Genomic DNA, 17,493 nt, shown 5'->3' on the forward strand with positions numbered 1-17,493 from the left:
ATCAGCCCTGACGAACTCCAGCTCAATGACTTTTGTGGTGCTTGATGAACGCTAGACGAACCCTTGCCTTTCACCCTCTTGCGGTGTCCTTGAAGTGGATGACGCTCTTGCCGCTGTTGCTGACCAGTACTCACTCGCTGGCAAGAATCATTGATGGTGACGGTACAAACTACACCCATCCCATTGTCATCACGATCAGAGCCCAGTTCCTGCGGGACAAGGGGAAAGGCCTTCGGTATGTGAGGTATGAGGTACTGGACCGCGCCGGTAACCCGAGCTTGAGTTCCGGCTTTGTTGAGCTGGATGTTGATGCCGAGCCGATTCCGCGGACCTTTCTACCGTCAAAGGTCAAGGAGGCCAACGGCGGTGCAACCAGCGGCGTGTTGAAACCGGGCGATGCGGTTGCGGGTGCCACGGTAATCATCCCGTCCGGGGCGATCTTTTATGAGGGCGAGCGGGTGACCACTGAACAATTCGCGGCCATCCAGCGAGTGGAGTCCTGGCGCTACAGGACCGGTTTTAACCAGGGTGATGCGATTGGAAAGGCTGTTGAGTCGTATCGGGGTCAGCAGATTTTTGTCATTGAAACCGTCATAGGGCACGGTCGCAGCACCGATAGGGGTAAAGGAATTGTCAGGTCCGTTATTGAGTGGAAATCCCAGTTTTACGCGTATACCTACACCCGGGATGTTGGTTTGCATGACTTTGCCGGTGACATCCTCGCCGTTGATCGGATCCAGCGGGCCAGGAAAGATAGGGGCTGTGGCGCGGGCGTGGAAATCCAGGCGTTTAGTACCATCGTTACGGCATTCAATGACCTGGCCTGCGTTGTTGGGCGTGGAGTGATTGACGTCAACGGTGCCGATGATGGTTCCGATACGCGCATCCCGTGGAACATACAGGGTTCCCAGGTTGCGCTGGTAGTTCATCATTGCCGGCCCGCCCGTAATCCAGGTGCAATTGCTGGCCATCGCCAGGGGAGCCATGCAACTGGCGGCCAGCGTTGCTCCCCGCAGCAGGCGGTGTATCGAAGATTTCATTGTGTATTTCCTCGGGGATGGTCGATGACGTCTGTTGCCTCAGGTTTGCTCACAGGCATGTCAGCTCCTGCATTCGGTAGCCCTGGACCTGTTCCATGTTGCCGGGGTCGATATTCAGCCGGCATTGCGGATCGTTCTGCTCCCCCCAACGTACGTCGAGTGTCCTGGGTTCGGTACTGGTGGAAAGCATGACCTGGCCGGCCTGACCGACGATTCCCATGACAGTGCCGTCGATATCGCTGACTTGAGCACCGAAGGGCAGTGGGTGGCCCTGCGGTGTGCGGCCGGTGATGATCAGACGGTTGACCAACTATGAATGCACCGGCCGACTGTGCCCTGTTGACTCCTACGGCAAAGTCATCAACAAACAGGTGTTCACACTCGATGCGCTGGATAACATCAGATTGGTGATGACCTATTTTGACAACACCTCCAATCGGGCGACATATCGTTATGACAATCCGGACAAGGTGCAACTGAGCATGGTCACCAACACTCATGCGGACTATCCATCGGTGATCGATCTGCTCTACAACCGGGACGGGCAACTGATAAAGGACGAGAAGCAGCGTTCGCTCGATTACGATGCCCTTGGCCGGTTGATCAGTGTCAGCGTACCGTCGGGAGGGGCGTCGAAAAGCACCAACTACATCTACACCCCCCTGGATAACATCGCTGGCAATGACGACGGCAGCGGACAGGCGCAGCGTTTTTACCAGGGCGATCAGTTGGCCAACCAGGTCAAGGGTACTGAAAGCCGCACGTTCATGTGGGGTGACAACACTGCGCTCGCTGAGCTCTGGGCAGGTGTTGTCCCAAAGTCTTGATGCTGGCCGGTGACTACAAGAACACTGTGCAGAGTGAATTGAGCCAGGCGGGACGCAACGATGCCGCCTACACGGCCTATGGTCATCGTGGAGATGGTGCGCTGATGAGCAGTGCACTAGGCTACAACGGTGAAAGGCTTGAAGTGACAACCGGTGGTTACGCGCTGGGCAATGGTCATCGGTTTTATAGCCCGGTGTTGATGAAGTTTTACAGTCCAGACGTCGAGAGCCCGTTTGCGAAAGGTGGACCTAATGCTTATGCATATTGTGAAGGGGACCCGATGAATTATGTGGATCCGACGGGACGTTCAATCCTCAAGATTCTGACGCTATTAATGTATGCAGGCGACGACTATGTTGCTCAGACAGGTAAATTGGTGTCAAAAGCCGGGGGGGGAGCGAGACGCTTACCAAATGTCACCGATGATCTGGCTGGTCTCCGTCCGTCCCGATCAATGGCAAAAACAAAAGCTGTCAGGGGCAGTCCCAACAGTTCCAACGGTCCGGTTATACCGAAGCCCGACTATTCGCTTTCCCCTCCGCCACAGGCAAAATCACTGACTTTGTCTCGGGAAGCCAGTAACGTTACTCATATCGCGCCTCAATCTTCTGATGAGGCATTCCAACAGGCGTTGGCGCTTAAAAATAGAGCAAAAACCGCTCCGAAAACACCGAAAGGCTCAACGCCATCCACGAGTTCCAGGGGGGCAGGGTCGTCAGCACGTCAGGGGGCGTCCAACACTCAACAGGCACCGCAAAAGGCCCCGCAGCAACAGAAACTAGATGACGAGTGGTTCAAAAAACAAAAAATAAAGGACATCAGGAAAGCCGACGGAAGATGAGTCGTCGCTACCGTGTAACACGCCTTAAAACGCCCTGCGTATTACACGGTAGCTTTTAATCATTGGACTTTCTCAAAGACCTCGCCAGCACTACAGTTGATCACCGAGTCTGTTCCTCTGCGCATTATTCTAATGTCGATCAGGCTCAAGGCAACTCAATCAACCCCAACTCCAACGCCTTGACCACGGCGCAGCCGCGAGAACTCACACCAAATTTCCGGCGGATATTGGAAAAGTGATAGTTCACACCCGCCTCGGTGCAGTTGAAGATCATGCCGATTTCCCAGGATGACTTGCCGGCGGCGCTCCACTGCAGCACTTCCTTTTCCCTGGCGGTCAGTTTGATGGTCGTGGTTTGCTCCGGACCCTGATGTTGAAAATGGGCCTGAGCCGGTGATGAATGCAATTGCGCTGATTGGGCACGGTACATATTCGGTGTCTCCCATCTATCGACAATGATTGCGGGCTGCGCTCGATCGTCCTGCTCCACATCGGCAGGGGGGCGCGTGACTTTCCCTCGGCCGTCCGGGCAGGCGGCTGCAGGTTCGAATTCCTTATATCCCGAATGAAAATTTCTGGGACCTGTCACAAATTACAGGTGACTGACCTGGATCTGTGTAAGCTGCTGAGTGCGTTGTCTTTTTCCCTCAAAAAAAAATGGACGCCTGTGAGCTGTCTCGGTTGAGCATCTATTTCAAACGCCATGCTGGCGCGTTTCCCGAATTGAGATAGGGTTGACTCAGGAACCCGCGCGAATGGAGAACGACATGCGCTACTCAGCCCTGACCCAACGAATCGCCGGTGACGGAGCAGCGGCCTGGCGGATTCATGATCGAGCGCTGGCGTTGCGTGAGCAGGGTGTCGACGTGTTGCTGTTGTCGATCGGCGATCCGGATTTCGATACGCCGCGGCCCATCATCCGGGCCGCCATCGACAGCCTGGTGGCCGGTGACACCCACTATCCTCCCGTACGCGGTACCCACGGATTGCGCACCAGCATCGCCCGTCGACACACACAGCGCAGCGGCCAGGTGGTTGAGGCCGGGCATGTGATTGTGTTTCCCGGCGCCCAGTGTGCGGTGTACTCGGTTGCGCAATGCCTGCTCGACCCCGGCGATGAAGTGATTGTCGCCGAACCGATGTACGTCACGTATGAAGGCGTGTTCGGCGCCATCGGCGCGAAAGTGCTGCCGGTGGCAGTACGACCGGAGAAAGGCTTTCGGGTTGATCCCGAGGATGTCGCGGCCTTGATCACGGCGAAGACCCGCGCCGTTCTGCTCAACAGTCCCAACAATCCTTCCGGCGCGAGCTTGCCGCTATCGATCTGGAAAGCATTGGCGTCGTTGTGCATTCGTCACGACCTGTGGCTGATCAGCGACGAGGTCTACAGCGATTTGTTGTACGAGGGCGAACACATCAGCCCTGCCAGCCTGCCGGGCATGGCCGAACGCACCGTGACGATCAACAGTTTGTCCAAATCCCACGCCATGAGCGGCTGGCGGGTGGGCTGGATGATCGGGCCGCCACCCTTGGCCGATCACTTGGAGCATCTGTCGTTGTGCATGCTGTTCGGGATTCCCGAGTTCATTCAAAACGCCGCGCAACTGGCGCTGGATGAAGATTTGCCTGAGGTGGCGTTGATGCGCGAAGAGTATCGCCGGCGGCGTGACCTGGTGTGTGCAAGTCTCAACCATTGTCCGGGCATCCGTGCCATTCAACCGGATGGCGGCATGTTCGTGATGGTCGATGTGCGCCCGACCGGATTGTCGGCCCAGCACTTCGCCGAGCGGCTGCTGGAAGGCTATGGCGTGTCGGTGCTGGCCGGTGAGGCCTTCGGGCCAAGCGCGGCGGGGCATATTCGCATCGGGTTGGTGGTGGACCGACCGAAACTGGCGGATGCCTGTCGGCGGATAGCATTGTGTGCGATGGACCTTCTGGAAGCTCGCCGGGCCTGAAAGTTGTGCGTTGCCTGTGCCGGCCTCTTCGCGAGCAGGCTCGCTCCCACGGGGGATTGGCGTGGTTCATGGCATTTGTGCCCCGCCACCGTCCACTGTGGGAGCGAGCCTGCTCGCGAAGGCGGTGGGTCAGTCAGCAGGGATGTTGGATGTGACGGCCTCTTCGCGAGCAGGCTCGCTCCCACAGTGGGTTTGTGGTGTTGATAGATCTGCTGACTGGCTTGGGTGTGTGTTGCCTGTGCCGGCCTCTTCGCGAGCAGGCTCGCTCCCACAGTGGGTTTGTGGTGTTGATAGATCTGCTGTCTGGCTTGGGGGTGTGTTGCCTGTGCCGGCTTCTTCGCGAGCAGGCTCGCTCCCACAGTGGATTTGTTAACGCCGCAGATCAAATGTGGGAGCGAGCCTGCTCGCGAAAGCGGCCTGACAAGCAAAGAGATGCTCAAGCCTTCCAGGCCCTGTCATTCACCAAATTCCCTGGTCGCTCCCCCGACAGCGCCGCCAACAAATTGTCCACGGCACACCGGGCCATGGCTTCCCGCGTCTCATGGGTCGCCGAACCGATGTGCGGTGTCGCCACGACGTTCTCCAACTGCAACAACGGCGAATCGGGATTCAACGGTTCACGCTCAAACACATCCAGCCCGGCCGCCCGAATCTGCCCCGAGCGCAACGCCTCGATCAGCGCCGCTTCATCCACCACCTTGCCCCGTGAAATATTGATGAAGATCGTCTCCGGCCGCATCTGAGCAAACTGCTGCGCGCCAATCAAGCCTTCGGTTTCAGCGGTCAGCGGCAAGGTAAGGCACACGAAATCCGCCTGCTGCAACAATGCCGGCAAGCTGCGGTACTGCGCGTTGAATCGCTGTTCCACCGCCGGTTTCGGCGAATGACTGTGATAGATCACCGGCATGCCGAACCCGAAATGACCGCGCTGGGCCAAGGCTTCACCGATCCGCCCCATGCCGATGATGCCCAGGGTCTTGCCGTGCACATCGGTGCCAAAGTGCACGGGACCGATGTTGCGCTGCCAGTGGCCGGCGCGAACCAGGTTCGCCAGCTCCACCACGCGCCGGGCGGTGGCCAGGATCAGGGCGAAGCCGGTGTCGGCGGTGGTTTCGGTGAGTACGTCCGGGGTGTTGGTGAGCAGGATGCGCCGCTCGGTCAGGTAGTCGATGTCGTAGTTGTCGACGCCCACCGAGACGCTGGCGATGGCTTCAAGCTTCGGTGCCAGGTCCAGTAATTGCGCGTCCAGTTTCAGACTGGCGCCGAGCAGGCCTTGGGCATGGGGCAGGGCGGCGCGCAATCGGTTCAAGCCATCGGCATCAAGGCTGTCGATCAGCGTCACCTCGGCCTGTTCCTGAAGACGGGCCATCAGCGACGGCGAGAGTTTCTTGTACAGCACAACCTGCTTTTTCATCGTCAGTTTCTCTACTTCAATTCAGGAGTGGGCAGGGCGGGTCACAGTAACCGGGGGCCGTTCGCGGTCACTGGCGCCGGGCTTGAGGACAATCGTCAGCACCACCGAGAGCATCAACGCACCGCTCATCAACAGGTACGAGGCGCCGGGCGAACCGGTGGAGCTGTTGAGGTAGCCGACCAGATAGGAACCGCCAAACGAACCGAGGGCGCCCATGCTGTTGATCAGCGCCATGGCGCCACCGGCGACGTTGGCCGGGAGGATCTCCGGGATGATCGCGAAGAATGGCCCGTAAGGCGCGTACATGCAGGCACCGGCGATCACCAGCAGGGTGTAGGACCACCAGAAGTGTTCGGCGCCCAGGGCGTAGGAGCCGTAGAAGGCAATCGAGGCGATCAGCAGCGGCGGCCAGACGAAGCGTTTGCGCTTCTGCAACTTGTCCGAGCCCCAGGACACCAGCAACATGCCGATCACCGCCGCCAGATACGGCAGCGCCGAGAGCCAGCCGGCTTCGACCATGTCCATCTGCGCACCGGCCTTGAGGATCGACGGCAGCCACAACACGAAGCCATAGACACCGATGCTCCAGCAGAAAAACTGCAGGGCCAGGATGATCACTTTCGGCGAACGGAAGGCTTCGGCGTAGTTCTTCACCGCCTTGATGCCCACCTGTTCGGCGGCGAGGGCGCTTTCCAGGTCGTGTTTTTCCTGGTCGTTGAGCCACTTGGCCTGGGCTGGACGATCATCCGCCAGCTTCCACCAGATGAACGCCCAGAGCACCGCCGGCAAACCTTCGATGATGAACATCCAGCGCCAGCTGTAGTGCTGCACCAGATAGCCCGAGACCACCGACATCCAGAGCATGGTCACCGGGTTGCCGAGGATCAGGAAGGTGTTGGCCCGGGAGCGTTCGGCGCGGGTGAACCAGTGGCACAGGTAAATCAGCATCGCCGGCATCACCGCGGCCTCGACCACGCCGAGCATGAAGCGGATGACGATCAGCCAGTAGGCGTTGGAGACGATGCCGGTCAGGGTCGCCAGGCTGCCCCAGAGGATCAGGCTGACGAAAATCAGCTTCTTCACGCTGTGCTTTTGCGCGTAGATCGCCCCCGGCACCTGGAAGAAAAAGTAGCCGAGGAAGAACAGCGCGCCGAGCATCGATGACAGGCCCGGGGTGATCATCAGGTCGGCGGCCATGCCGGACGCGGCGGCGAAGCCGTAGTTGGCGCGGTCCAGGTACGCCAGGCTGTAGGTGATGAACACGATGGGCATGATGTACCACCAGCGGCGGGTGGCGAGGGTTGCGGTTTTCATCAGTGGTGCTCCTGAGCTTGTTGTTTTTGTCGCAGCAGGTAACGGTTCTATATCTTCAGTGGCTGTTCTGGCCTCTTCGCGAGCAGGCTCGCTCCCACAGGTACGGTGTTGTCTTTGTGGGAGCGAGCCTGCTCGCGAATGGCGGCTTCAAATTCGGCTGACATCTCGGACCGGGTCGGCAACCCCTCCATATCCCCCCGGCTCTGCACCGCCCGGCTGCCCACCCAGTTGGCGCGCTTCACAGCGTCGGCCATGCTGTGGTTTTCCAGCAGCGCGCTGATTATGCCCACGGCAAAACCATCGCCGGCACCGACGGTGTCGACCACCGTTTCCACCGGTACGCCGGCGACGAAGCCTTCGTCCAGATGCGTGCGGTAATAAGCGCCGTGCGGGCCGAGCTTGATCGCCACCGCTTCAACACCTTGGTCAAGGTAGAACGCGGCAATGTCGGCCGGGTCTTCGAAGCCGGTCAGCAAACGACCTTCGCTCAAGCCCGGCAGCACCCAGTGGGCGAGGGCGGCGAGGCGGTTGATTTCGGTGATCATCTGTTGCGTACTGGCCCATAGGCTCGGGCGCAGGTTGGGGTCGAAGGACACGCTGCGCCCGGCGTCGCGCATACGGGTCATCAGCTCGAAGGACATTTCCCGCGCGCTGGCGGACAGCGCCGCAGGAATGCCGGTGGCGTGCAGGTGCCGCGCCTTGAGCAATTCGGGAACGATGGCGTGCGGCGACAAATGACTCGCCGCCGAACCACGCCGGAAGTACTCGACCCTGGGATCGTCGCCGTCGTCGGTGCGCGACTTGAGTTGAAAGCCGGTGGAGTGCGCGCTGTCGGTCACGACATTGCTGCAGTCCAGGCCCTCTCTTTGCAGCGTATCGACCACGAACCGCCCCAGTGAATCGTCACCGACCCGGCTCAACCACGCCACCTTGAAACCCAGGCGCGACAGGCCTATGGCGACGTTGCTGTCGGCCCCGGCTATGCGCTTGTGGAAGTGCTCGACCTCGGCCAGGTCGCCGTTCTGATCGGCGACGAACATCGCCATGGTTTCGCCGAACGACAGAATATCGATCTCAGACATGGACGCTCTCCAGCTGCGGCTGACCGAGGCGGGCGAGGACCGCGACATGCTCGGTGGTGAGCTGCACCAGGTCGTCGCCTTGCAGCGGATATTCCGCAGCCCGCATCACGTCTTGTGTCATGTGCCGCAGCAGTTGTTCCCACAGATGCAGGTCGCTGGCAGCCGGGGGTATGGCAACCAGTTTGCCGTCGGCCCGCCGTGACACGGCCTTGCAATGCACATAGCCGACGTGACGACCGAGCAGCCGCGCGGCGCTGGCGGCGGACTGATCCTGCCAGTGCCAGTTACCGATATCGAAGGTCATTTTGATGGGCAGCTTGTGCTGCTCGACTTCAGTGAAAAAACGCTGGAAAGGTTCGATGCGGCCGCCGTGCAGGGTCTGGTCGTTTTCCACCAGCAACTGCACCGGGCTTTGCCCCAGGATGCGGGCCAGGATTTGCAGGTCGTTGTTGTCGGTGAAGTAGCCCAGCGACACTTTCAGCCATTTGGCGCCGAAGGCTTGGGCGCGTTTCAGGGCGCTGATCAGTTCGGGGTTGGGCTTCGACTGGCCGGCCAGCCACAGCTCCATGGGCGAGGAATACACGCTTTCCAGCCCTTGGGTACGAGTAGCCTCGGACAGTTGTGCGGGGTCTTCATCGGTGAGTAATTCTTCGCGCCATTCGATGCGATTGGCGCCGGCGGCGGCCAGTATTTCGATGAAACTGCCCTGGCCACGCTGGCGTACCAGATCGGCGCCGTAGCTGGAGAGGCTGATGGAGACGGCGGGTTTGTTCATTGTTTTTCTACCTCTGAAACCGGTTTCATTTTTGTTCAAAAAAATAGGTGTTGTTCTTTCGGGCCTCTTCGCGAGCAGGCTCGCTCCCACAGTGGATCTGTGAACACAGGACCTCATGTGGGAGCGAGCCTGCTCGCGAAGAGGCCGGAACAATCACCGAAAAACTCCATGGGTAGAACCCCGCACAATCAACCGCGCCGAAAAATCCAGGGTCCGCACCGGCCCGTCATCCCCGCGCAAACGCTTGAGCAGACACTCAAACGCACTCGCGCCCATCTCCTCCGTCGGCTGGGCGAGGGCGGTGATGCCGCTGCCCACCAGCGGGTACCAATCCAGATCATCAAGGGCAATCAAACCCACGTCCTCAAACAGCCTGCACTGAAGTTCACGCAAGGCATGGGTGCTGGCCAGCGCCGCAATGCCGTTGGCACAGAACAACGCTTTCGGGCCGGGGCCGGGTGTGTCGAGGAAGGATCTTAGGTTCGCGGTCAGCTCGCTGCCGGTTTCGATGATCGTCCCGCTCAGCGTCGAGCGCTGCGCGATCTGCGCTTTGAACCGCGTCACCCGTTCAATTCGCGAACTGGTGCCATCGAACGGTTCAGTCACCAGCAACACATCACGATAGCCACGCTCCTCAAGATGCGTGAGGGCCATGTCGACGGCTTGCGGGTTATCCAGCCCGACCATATCGCTCTCAAGGTTCTCGACCTTGCGATCCACCAGCACCAGCGGCATTTCCCGGTGCAGTTCGTGCAATTCGTCGCGGTGATGGCCCAGGGTGTTCACGATCAGGCCTTCGATGTTGTACGAGCGCAGCAAGGCCAGGTGCTGGCGTTCCTGCTCGTCGTCGCGGTCGGTGTTGCACACCACCAGGCTGTAGCCGTGCTGACGGCAGGCGGTCTCCACCCCGTGCATCACCGCAATCGAATAAGGATTACGGATATCGGCCACCAACATGCCGATCAGGCGCGTGCGCCCGCGTTTCAGGCCGCGGGCCATCTGATTCGGGCGATAGCCCAATTCGGCAATCGCCTGTTCGATGCGCCGGGCAATGGCGTCGGAGAGCAGGGCGCGGTCGTCACCGATGAACCGCGACACGCTGGCCTTGGAGACCTTGGCGTGTTCGGCCACATCGAGCATGGTGACGCGGCTGCGCTGGGCGGCGGAGAAATCGTTCACGGGCTGAAACCTTGTTATTGGATTTATAGGGTTCGTGCGATCGGATCGCTGAAACCGGTTTCAGAAGACACCAAAAGCCAATCTGCCGTCAAGTCCTTCGATGAACATTGTCCGACAATGGCCGACGGCTGGACGTCAGATCACCAGGCTCAGCCAGGCCGATCCCAGCAGTAACAGGGCCATGCAGCGATTGAAGCGTTGCATCGCCCGGGGCGAGCGCAACCAGCGCGCCGAGCCTGCGCCGAGCAAGGCCCAGACGCCAAGACACGGCAGCGAAATCAGGAAAAACGCCAGGGACAAATACATCACATGGGTCAGCCGCTGCTCGCCGCCCCCGGCGAACACGCTGACAACCGCCAGCGCCATCATCCAGGTTTTCGGGTTGATCAATTGCAGGCTCGCGGCGCCCAGCATGCCGAGGCGGGCCTGACTGTACGAGGCTTCAACACCCTGCGCCGGGGCGCTGAAGATCTGCCAGGCCAGATAACTCAGCCACGCCACGCCAATCCACTGCATCGCGGTGTGTACGCCAGGCAAAGAAGCCAGCGATGCGCCCGCGCCACTGCCCACCAGCAGCACAAGCAGCGCGGCGCTGGCACAGCCACCGAAGATGATCGGCACCGCGGCGGTCAATCCGTATCGGGCGCTGTTGCTCAACACCAGAATGTTGGTGGGGCCGGGCGTGATCGAAGCCACGAAGGCAAACAACAGGAAGGGCAATAACGTGGGGAAAGAGGCAAACATCGCAGGCAAACTCCGGTGAAGATCGTTGAAGTCGATCTTCACCTGCGGCGAATCAGCGGTCTGGAAGATTTGAGCAGCGCTTGCGGTACAACGCCGGCGTCAGGCCGTAGGCGCGCACGAACCAGCGTCCCAGATGACTCTGATCGGCAAAGCCCAGCGCCATGGCCACCGTCGCCGGTTGCTCGCCCCGGGCCAGCATCCGTCGGGCCGTGGCCAGGCGCAACTGCACCAGATAAGCGTGGGGCGCGATGCCATAAGCGGCCTTGAAGGCGCGGGTCAGGCGGAAGCGGTCGACCCCTGCGGCGGCGGCCACCTGGTCGAGGCCGACGTCTTCGTGGGCATGGGCGTGCAGAAAGTCCCGAGCCTTTTGCGCCACCAGCGGCAAGCGCGGGTCGTTGGCATAACGGGCGCGCCAGTGCAGGTGCGTGGTGAGGCGTTCGAGCAAGCCGTCGAGGGCGGTCTGGCGAACGATTTTCAGCTCGCCCCGATGCAATGCTTCGAACGCCAGGCTCGTGGCGTGGGCCAGGCGCACGTCGCTGGCCAGTGTATTGGCGAAGCTCAACTCACCCTGGTCGGGCGCGCTGTCGAACACGGCGCTGAGTTCGCGCTTCAACCACTGCGGATCGAGGTACAACGTGCGGTAGGTAAATCCGTCGACCGTCGGCGCTTCGCCGTCGTGAATGTCACCGGGTTCGAGCAGGAACACTTTGCCCGGCGTGCTCTGATGCCTGGCCCGCCGACAGTTGAATTGCTGGACCCCTTGCTCGGTGATGCCCACCAGATAACTGTCATGCCAGTGCGGATCGTAGGCGTGGCCTTCGAAATGCGCGCGCAGGGTCTCGATGCCGGTGTCGGCGTCCTGGGCCAGGTCGATCCAGTTGTGAGAGGTCATGCGGCACCTGCGGGACGGATTACCGAGTCATTTAACGCCTGCAGGGGGGCAATGACTAGAACGTTTGTGCACAAAGGTCAGTTGAACAGGCCTGCAGCGATGTTGATCGAAAACCCGAGAATCGCCGTATTGAACAGAAAGCCGATCAGCGATTGCGCCAGCACAATCTTGCGTAATTCCCGAGTCGCCACGCCGACATCCGATGTTTGTACCGCCACGCTGAGGGTGAACGAGAAGTATAAAAAATCCCAGTAGTTGGGCGTGGTCAATCCTTCGGCAAAGCGCAGCGCCGGTTCTTTGCCGTCCCAGGTGTAGAACAACCGCGCGTAGTGCACGCTGAAAATCACCCCGATCAGCAGCCACGAACCGAGTACCGTCAGCGCGGTGAATCCGTAATGCAGCAGTTTGCGGGTGGTTTCCAGGTCTTTGCTGCCGGCCAGTTCGAAGGCGATGGTTGCCAGGCTGGCGATGGCGGCGATGCACACGATGAACAGCACCAGTCCGGCGTTTTCGTCTTCGATCTCGGCGATGCGTTTCACGTCCGGGGCTTTGGAGCGCACGGTGAGCCAGAGCATCAGCACCAGATAAGTCCAGACCCCGACGTTCCAGCCGATGAGGATTTTGCTGATGATTGAATGGGCAGGGACCAGAATGCCCGCGGCGATACCCAGCGTGGTGGCGGCGGACAGGCGCGGGTGGGTGTGGGTGAGGTAGGGCATGGAGGCTCGTTGGGGTGGGGTATGCAAACACCTTAGCCCAGCGATCTCAGCTATGACCATAACCTTGAGGTTGATGATCTCCATTGTGGGAGCGAGCCTGCTCGCGAAGGCGTCATCACATCCAACATCCAAGTTGACTGTTAGACCGCTTTCGCGAGCAGGCTCGCTCCCACAGTGGGTCGGCGTGTGGCTTAAGCCTGCCGGTGCCGTCCCCGCACCAGCTTCATCACCACCACAAAAAACACCGGCACGAACACCACTGCCAGGGTCGCGGTGATCATGCCGCCGATCACCCCGGTGCCGATGGCTTGCTGGCTTGCCGAGCTGGCGCCGGTGGCAATCGCCAGCGGAACCACGCCGAGGATGAACGCCAGGGAGGTCATGACGATCGGCCGCAACCGCAGGCGCGCGGCTTGCAGGGTGGCGTCGATCAGGTCGTGGCCTTCGTCGACCAGGCTCTTGGCGAACTCGATGATCAGGATCGCGTTTTTCGCCGACAGGCCGATGATGGTGATCAGGCCGACCTTGAAAAACACGTCGTTGGGCATGCCACGCAACGTCACGGCCAACACTGCGCCGAGTACACCCAGCGGCACCACCAAAAGCACCGAGGTCGGTATCGACCAACTCTCGTACAATGCCGCCAGGCACAGGAACACGATCAGTAACGACAAGCCGAGCAAGATCGGCGCCTGACTGCCGGACAAACGCTCCTGCAACGACAGGCCGGTCCATTCCTGACCCAGTCCCGCCGGGCCGAGTGACACCAGGCGCTCGATTTCGGTCATCGCTTCACCGGTGCTGTACCCGGGCTTTGGTTCGCCGGAAATGCTGATCGCCGGATAGCCGTTGTAGCGGGTCAGCTGCGCCGGCCCCTGGGTCCATTTCGCCTGGACAAACGCCGACAGCGGCACCATGTTCCCGGCGTTGTTGCGCACGTGGATCTTCAACAGGTCCTCGACCTGACTGCGTTGATCGCCTTCAGCCTGCACCACCACCCGCTGCATGCGCCCCTGATTGGGGAAGTCGTTGATGTAGGCGGAACCGACGGCGGTGTTCAGCACGCTGCCGATATCGGCGAAGGACACGCCCAGCGCATTCGCCTGTTTGCGGTCGACGATCAATTGCACTTGCGGTGCTTCGGCCAGGGCGCTTTCGCGCACGTTCATCAGGATCGGGCTCTTCTCGGCGGCCGCCAGCAGCTCGGTGCGCGCGCGCATCAACGTGGCGTGACCGAGGCCGCCACGGTCCTGCAGGCGGAACTCGAAGCCGCTGGAGGTGCCGAGGCCATCCACCGGTGGCGGCAAGACCGCAAAGGCCATGGCGTCCTTGATCTGGCTCAGGGCGATATTGGCGCGATCGGCAATCGAACTCGCCGAGTCATCGCCGCCACGCTCGGACCAGTCCTTGAGCGTGGTAAACGCCAGCGCCGCATTCTGGCCGCTGCCGGAGAAGCTGAAGCCGAGAATCACCGTGCTGTCGCCAACGCCCGGTTCCGTGGCGTTGTGCGCTTCGATCTGCTCGACCACCTGCACCGTGCGGTTCTTGCTCGCACCCGGTGGCAGCTGGATGTCAGTGATGGTGTAGCCCTGATCCTCCACCGGCAGGAACGAGGAGGGCAGACGACTGAAGCACAGTCCCAGACCGACCAGCAGTACCCCATAGATCAGCAGATAACGACCGCTGCGTTTCAACGCATAGGCGACCCAGCCTTGATAACGTGTGGTGAGCTGCTCGAAACGGCGGTTGAACCAACCGAAGAACCCGGTTTTTTCGTGATGCTCACCCTTGGCGATGGGCTTGAGCAGCGTCGCGCACAGCGCCGGGGTCAAGGTCAGGGCGAGGAAGGCCGAGAACAGGATCGAGGTGGCCATGGACAGCGAGAATTGCCGGTAAATCACGCCGACCGAACCCTGCATGAACGCCATCGGAATGAACACCGCCACCAGCACCAGGGTGATGCCGATGATCGCGCCGGTGATCTGCTTCATCGCCTTGCGTGTCGCGTCCCTGGGCGACAGGCCTTCGGTGGCCATGATCCGCTCGACGTTCTCCACCACCACGATCGCGTCGTCTACCAGGATGCCGATGGCCAACACCATGCCGAACATGGTCAGCACGTTGATCGAGAAACCCAGGGCCAGCATGGTCGCGAAGGTGCCCATCAACGCCACCGGCACCACCAGGGTCGGGATCAGCGTGTAGCGGATGTTTTGCAGGAACAGGAACATCACTGCGAACACCAGCACCATCGCCTCAAGCAGGGTGTAGACCACTTTGGTGATCGAGACTTTGACGAAGGGCGACGTGTCGTAGGGAATCTTGTACTCCACGTTGGCCGGGAAGTAGCGCGACAGCTCATCCATCTTCGCCCGCACCAGCGTCGCGGTGCTCAGGGCGTTGGCCCCCGGCGACAGTTGCACGCCGACGGCGGTCGACGGCTTGCCGTTCAGGCGCGTGGAAAACTGGTATTCCTGACTGCCGATCTCGACCCGAGCGACATCGGCGATGCGCACCGTCGAGCCGTCCGGGTTGGCCTTGAGCACGATGTCGGCGAATTCTTCGGGCGTCGACAGCTGGCCTTTCACCAGAATGGTCGCGGTGATTTCCTGGGTCGTGCGGCTCGGCAAATCACCGATGCTGCCAGCGGAAACCTGGGCGTTCTGCGCGACGATGGCGGCGTTGACGTCGGCGGGGGTGAGGTTGAAACCGATCAGTTTCTGCGGGTCGATCCAGATGCGCATCGCTCGCTCGGCGCCGTACAACTGGGCCTTTCCGACACCGTCCAGACGCTTGATCTCGTTCATCACGTTACGCGCCAGATAGTCGCTGAGCGCCACGTCGTCGAGCTTGCCGTCGCTGGAGGTGAGGGTAATCAGCAACAGGAAACCGGCGGAGACCTTCTCCACCTGCAAGCCTTGCTGATTGACTGCTTGCGGCAGGCGCGACTCCACGACTTTCAACCGGTTCTGCACATCCACCTGGGCCATTTCCGGGTCGGTGCCCGGTTGGAAGGTCGCCTTGATCGTCGCGCTGCCGAGGCTGCTTTGCGACTCGAAATACAACAGGTGGTCCGCGCCGTTGAGCTCTTCCTCGATCAGGTTGACCACGCTTTCGTCGACGGTCTGCGCCGACGCACCGGGGTATACGGCATAGATTTCGATCTGCGGCGGCGCGACGTCGGGGTATTGCGCCACCGGCAACTGTGGAATGGCCAGGGCACCGGCCAGCAGGATGAACAGGGCGACCACCCAGGCGAACACCGGGCGGTCGATAAAGAACTGCGGCATAAACTAGCGTCCTGCTTACTGGCCAGAAACCTGGGCAAGTGGAAGAGGGGTGTCGTCGATCTGCACTTTTTCGCCGGGTTTGGCGTGTTGCAGGCCTTCGATGACAATGCGGTCGCCGGGCTTGAGGCCACGGGTGACGATCCAGCGATCGTTCTGCACCGCGCCCAACTCCACCGGTTGCTGGCCGACCCGTTGTTCGGCATCGAGCAGCAGCACTTGCGCGACGCCGGCACTGTCTCGCTGGATCGCCCGTTGCGGCACGCTGATGCCTTGCTGGTTCACCGCTTGCTCCAGGCGCACCCGCACAAAGCTGCCGGGCAGCAAGTCGAGGTCCGGGTTGGGGAATTCGCTGCGCAGGATGATCTGGCCGGTGCCCGGGTCGACCGTGATGTCGCTGAACAACAATTTGCCCGGCAATGGGTAGAGGCTGCCATCGTCCTGAATCAGCGTGGCTTTGGCCTGACCCTGGCCGACCTCCTGCAACTGGCCGGAACGGAAGGCGCGGCGCAGATCGTTGAGTTCGCGGGTCGATTGGGTGAGGTCGGCGTGGATCGGGTTCAGCTGCTGAATCAGCGCCAGTGGCGTGGTTTCGTTCTGCCCGACCAGGGCGCCTTCAGTGACCAGTGCGCGACCGATGCGCCCGGAAATCGGCGCGGTGACGGTGGCGTAGCCGAGGTTCAATTTCGCCCGTTCAACGGCGGCCTTGCTGGCGGCAACGTCGGCGGCGGTCTGTCGCGCAGTGGCCCGGGCGTTGTCGTAGTCCTGGCCGCTGATGGCCTTGTCGTCGATCAACTGCGCGTAACGCTGCTCTTGCAACCGGGCCTGGAAGGCGTTGGCCTCGGCTTTGCGCAATACCGCTTCGGCACTGTCCAGGTCAGCCTTGAACGGTGCCGGGTCGATGCGCAACAGCACATCGCCTTTTTTCACGTCGGTGCCTTCGCGGAAGGTGCGCTGCAGGACCACGCCGGCGACACGGGCACGGACTTCGGCAATGCGCGGCGCGGCGATGCGTCCGCTCAGTTCACTGGTGATCGATAGCGGCCGGGCTTCGACAGTCTCGACGCGGACACTGGCCAACGGCGCCTGTTCTTCGGCGGTCGAGGCCTTGTCGCACGCACTCAGCGTCAACGCCAGGGCCAGAAGGCTGAGTCTGGCAAGCAGATTCTTAGACATGAATTACCCCAATAATGACCCCCAGCATCCTACTGGGCGACGGCGAGGGTAGCGGTGAAGCTTTGTTGGCGCTGTGTGAAATTGTGTAAGGGTTTTACTCAGGAGTGTGCAGGGGCGTATATCCTTGAATCCTTGAAATTTATCGCGCCTGTCAGGCCGCTATCGCTGGCAAGCCAGCTCCCACAGTGGTTGATGGTGTTCACATGATTTATGTACACACCGGACCTTGTGGGAGCTGGCTTGCCAG

Annotated in this window: 16 protein-coding genes; 3 read left to right on the top strand and 13 right to left on the bottom strand. The window is 60.8% G+C overall.

Annotated elements, in window-relative coordinates; genetic code table 11:
- Window positions 1–341 precede the first annotated feature (341 nt).
- Both CKW21_RS15200 and CKW21_RS15205 read right to left on the bottom strand, forming a co-directional pair.
- The gene (locus CKW21_RS15200; protein WP_095194760.1) at window positions 342–1,040 is read right to left on the bottom strand and encodes a hypothetical protein; all 699 of its coding nucleotides are present in this window, start codon (window positions 1,038–1,040) and stop codon (window positions 342–344) included.
- 49 nt (window positions 1,041–1,089) lie between these two features.
- Complete coding sequence (locus tag CKW21_RS15205; RefSeq protein ID WP_095194761.1) at window positions 1,090–1,350, bottom strand: FimD/PapC C-terminal domain-containing protein; 261 nt, start codon at window positions 1,348–1,350, stop codon at window positions 1,090–1,092.
- Between CKW21_RS15205 and CKW21_RS15210 the strand changes: the two genes are divergently transcribed.
- Both CKW21_RS15210 and CKW21_RS15215 read left to right on the top strand, forming a co-directional pair.
- On the top strand, window positions 1,343–1,867 hold the full coding sequence (locus tag CKW21_RS15210) for a hypothetical protein (RefSeq protein ID WP_141232966.1): 525 nt from the start codon (window positions 1,343–1,345) through the stop codon (window positions 1,865–1,867). The two genes, CKW21_RS15205 and CKW21_RS15210, sit on opposite strands and share 8 nt — an antisense overlap.
- Window positions 1,867–2,709: an RHS repeat-associated core domain-containing protein gene (locus CKW21_RS15215; RefSeq protein WP_095194763.1), complete on the top strand. Its 843-nt coding sequence runs from the start codon at window positions 1,867–1,869 to the stop codon at window positions 2,707–2,709. The genes CKW21_RS15210 and CKW21_RS15215 overlap by 1 nt, the downstream gene beginning before the upstream one ends.
- A 145-nt stretch (window positions 2,710–2,854) precedes the next feature.
- Here the strand turns inward: CKW21_RS15215 and CKW21_RS15220 are convergent, their stop codons facing one another.
- The gene (locus CKW21_RS15220; protein ID WP_095194764.1) at window positions 2,855–3,139 is read right to left on the bottom strand and encodes a LuxR family transcriptional regulator; all 285 of its coding nucleotides are present in this window, start codon (window positions 3,137–3,139) and stop codon (window positions 2,855–2,857) included.
- Window positions 3,140–3,476: 337 nt separating this feature from the next.
- On the opposite strand from CKW21_RS15220, the gene CKW21_RS15225 reads away from it, so the two are divergent.
- The gene (locus CKW21_RS15225; protein ID WP_095194900.1) at window positions 3,477–4,664 is read left to right on the top strand and encodes a pyridoxal phosphate-dependent aminotransferase; all 1,188 of its coding nucleotides are present in this window, start codon (window positions 3,477–3,479) and stop codon (window positions 4,662–4,664) included.
- A 436-nt stretch (window positions 4,665–5,100) separates the two neighbouring features.
- Here the strand turns inward: CKW21_RS15225 and CKW21_RS15235 are convergent, their stop codons facing one another.
- The 10 genes from CKW21_RS15235 to CKW21_RS15280 form a co-directional block, all read right to left on the bottom strand.
- Entirely contained in the window at window positions 5,101–6,078 is a 978-nt protein-coding gene (locus CKW21_RS15235; protein ID WP_095194765.1) for a D-glycerate dehydrogenase, read from the bottom strand.
- Between the two features lie 21 nt (window positions 6,079–6,099).
- On the bottom strand, window positions 6,100–7,392 hold the full coding sequence (locus tag CKW21_RS15240; RefSeq protein ID WP_095194766.1) for an MFS transporter: 1,293 nt from the start codon (window positions 7,390–7,392) through the stop codon (window positions 6,100–6,102).
- A 47-nt stretch (window positions 7,393–7,439) separates the two neighbouring features.
- On the bottom strand, window positions 7,440–8,474 hold the full coding sequence (locus CKW21_RS15245) for a sugar kinase (protein WP_141232968.1): 1,035 nt from the start codon (window positions 8,472–8,474) through the stop codon (window positions 7,440–7,442).
- Window positions 8,467–9,249 (bottom strand): sugar phosphate isomerase/epimerase, encoded by a 783-nt coding sequence (locus CKW21_RS15250; RefSeq protein WP_095194767.1) that lies wholly within the window; start codon window positions 9,247–9,249, stop codon window positions 8,467–8,469. Before CKW21_RS15250 ends, CKW21_RS15245 begins: the two co-directional genes overlap by 8 nt.
- A 153-nt stretch (window positions 9,250–9,402) precedes the next feature.
- Window positions 9,403–10,428: a LacI family DNA-binding transcriptional regulator gene (locus tag CKW21_RS15255; protein ID WP_095194768.1), complete on the bottom strand. Its 1,026-nt coding sequence runs from the start codon at window positions 10,426–10,428 to the stop codon at window positions 9,403–9,405.
- Window positions 10,429–10,563: 135 nt separating this feature from the next.
- Window positions 10,564–11,172 carry a LysE family translocator gene (locus CKW21_RS15260; protein WP_095194769.1) on the bottom strand — a complete coding sequence of 203 codons (609 nt, stop codon included), beginning with the start codon at window positions 11,170–11,172 and terminating at the stop codon, window positions 10,564–10,566.
- Between the two features lie 52 nt (window positions 11,173–11,224).
- A complete protein-coding gene (locus tag CKW21_RS15265) occupies window positions 11,225–12,064 on the bottom strand; it encodes an AraC family transcriptional regulator (protein ID WP_095194770.1) in 840 nt (279 codons plus the stop codon).
- Window positions 12,065–12,141: 77 nt separating this feature from the next.
- Complete coding sequence (locus tag CKW21_RS15270; RefSeq protein WP_095194771.1) at window positions 12,142–12,783, bottom strand: DUF1345 domain-containing protein; 642 nt, start codon at window positions 12,781–12,783, stop codon at window positions 12,142–12,144.
- A 191-nt stretch (window positions 12,784–12,974) separates the two neighbouring features.
- Window positions 12,975–16,073, bottom strand: coding sequence for an efflux RND transporter permease subunit (locus tag CKW21_RS15275; protein ID WP_095194772.1), 3,099 nt, complete (start codon window positions 16,071–16,073; stop codon window positions 12,975–12,977).
- Between the two features lie 15 nt (window positions 16,074–16,088).
- Window positions 16,089–17,246: an efflux RND transporter periplasmic adaptor subunit gene (locus CKW21_RS15280; protein ID WP_095194773.1), complete on the bottom strand. Its 1,158-nt coding sequence runs from the start codon at window positions 17,244–17,246 to the stop codon at window positions 16,089–16,091.
- Window positions 17,247–17,493: the final 247 nt, after the last annotated feature.

The sequence above is a fragment of the Pseudomonas sp. Irchel 3A7 genome (genome assembly GCF_900187565.1).
Classification (GTDB): domain Bacteria; phylum Pseudomonadota; class Gammaproteobacteria; order Pseudomonadales; family Pseudomonadaceae; genus Aquipseudomonas.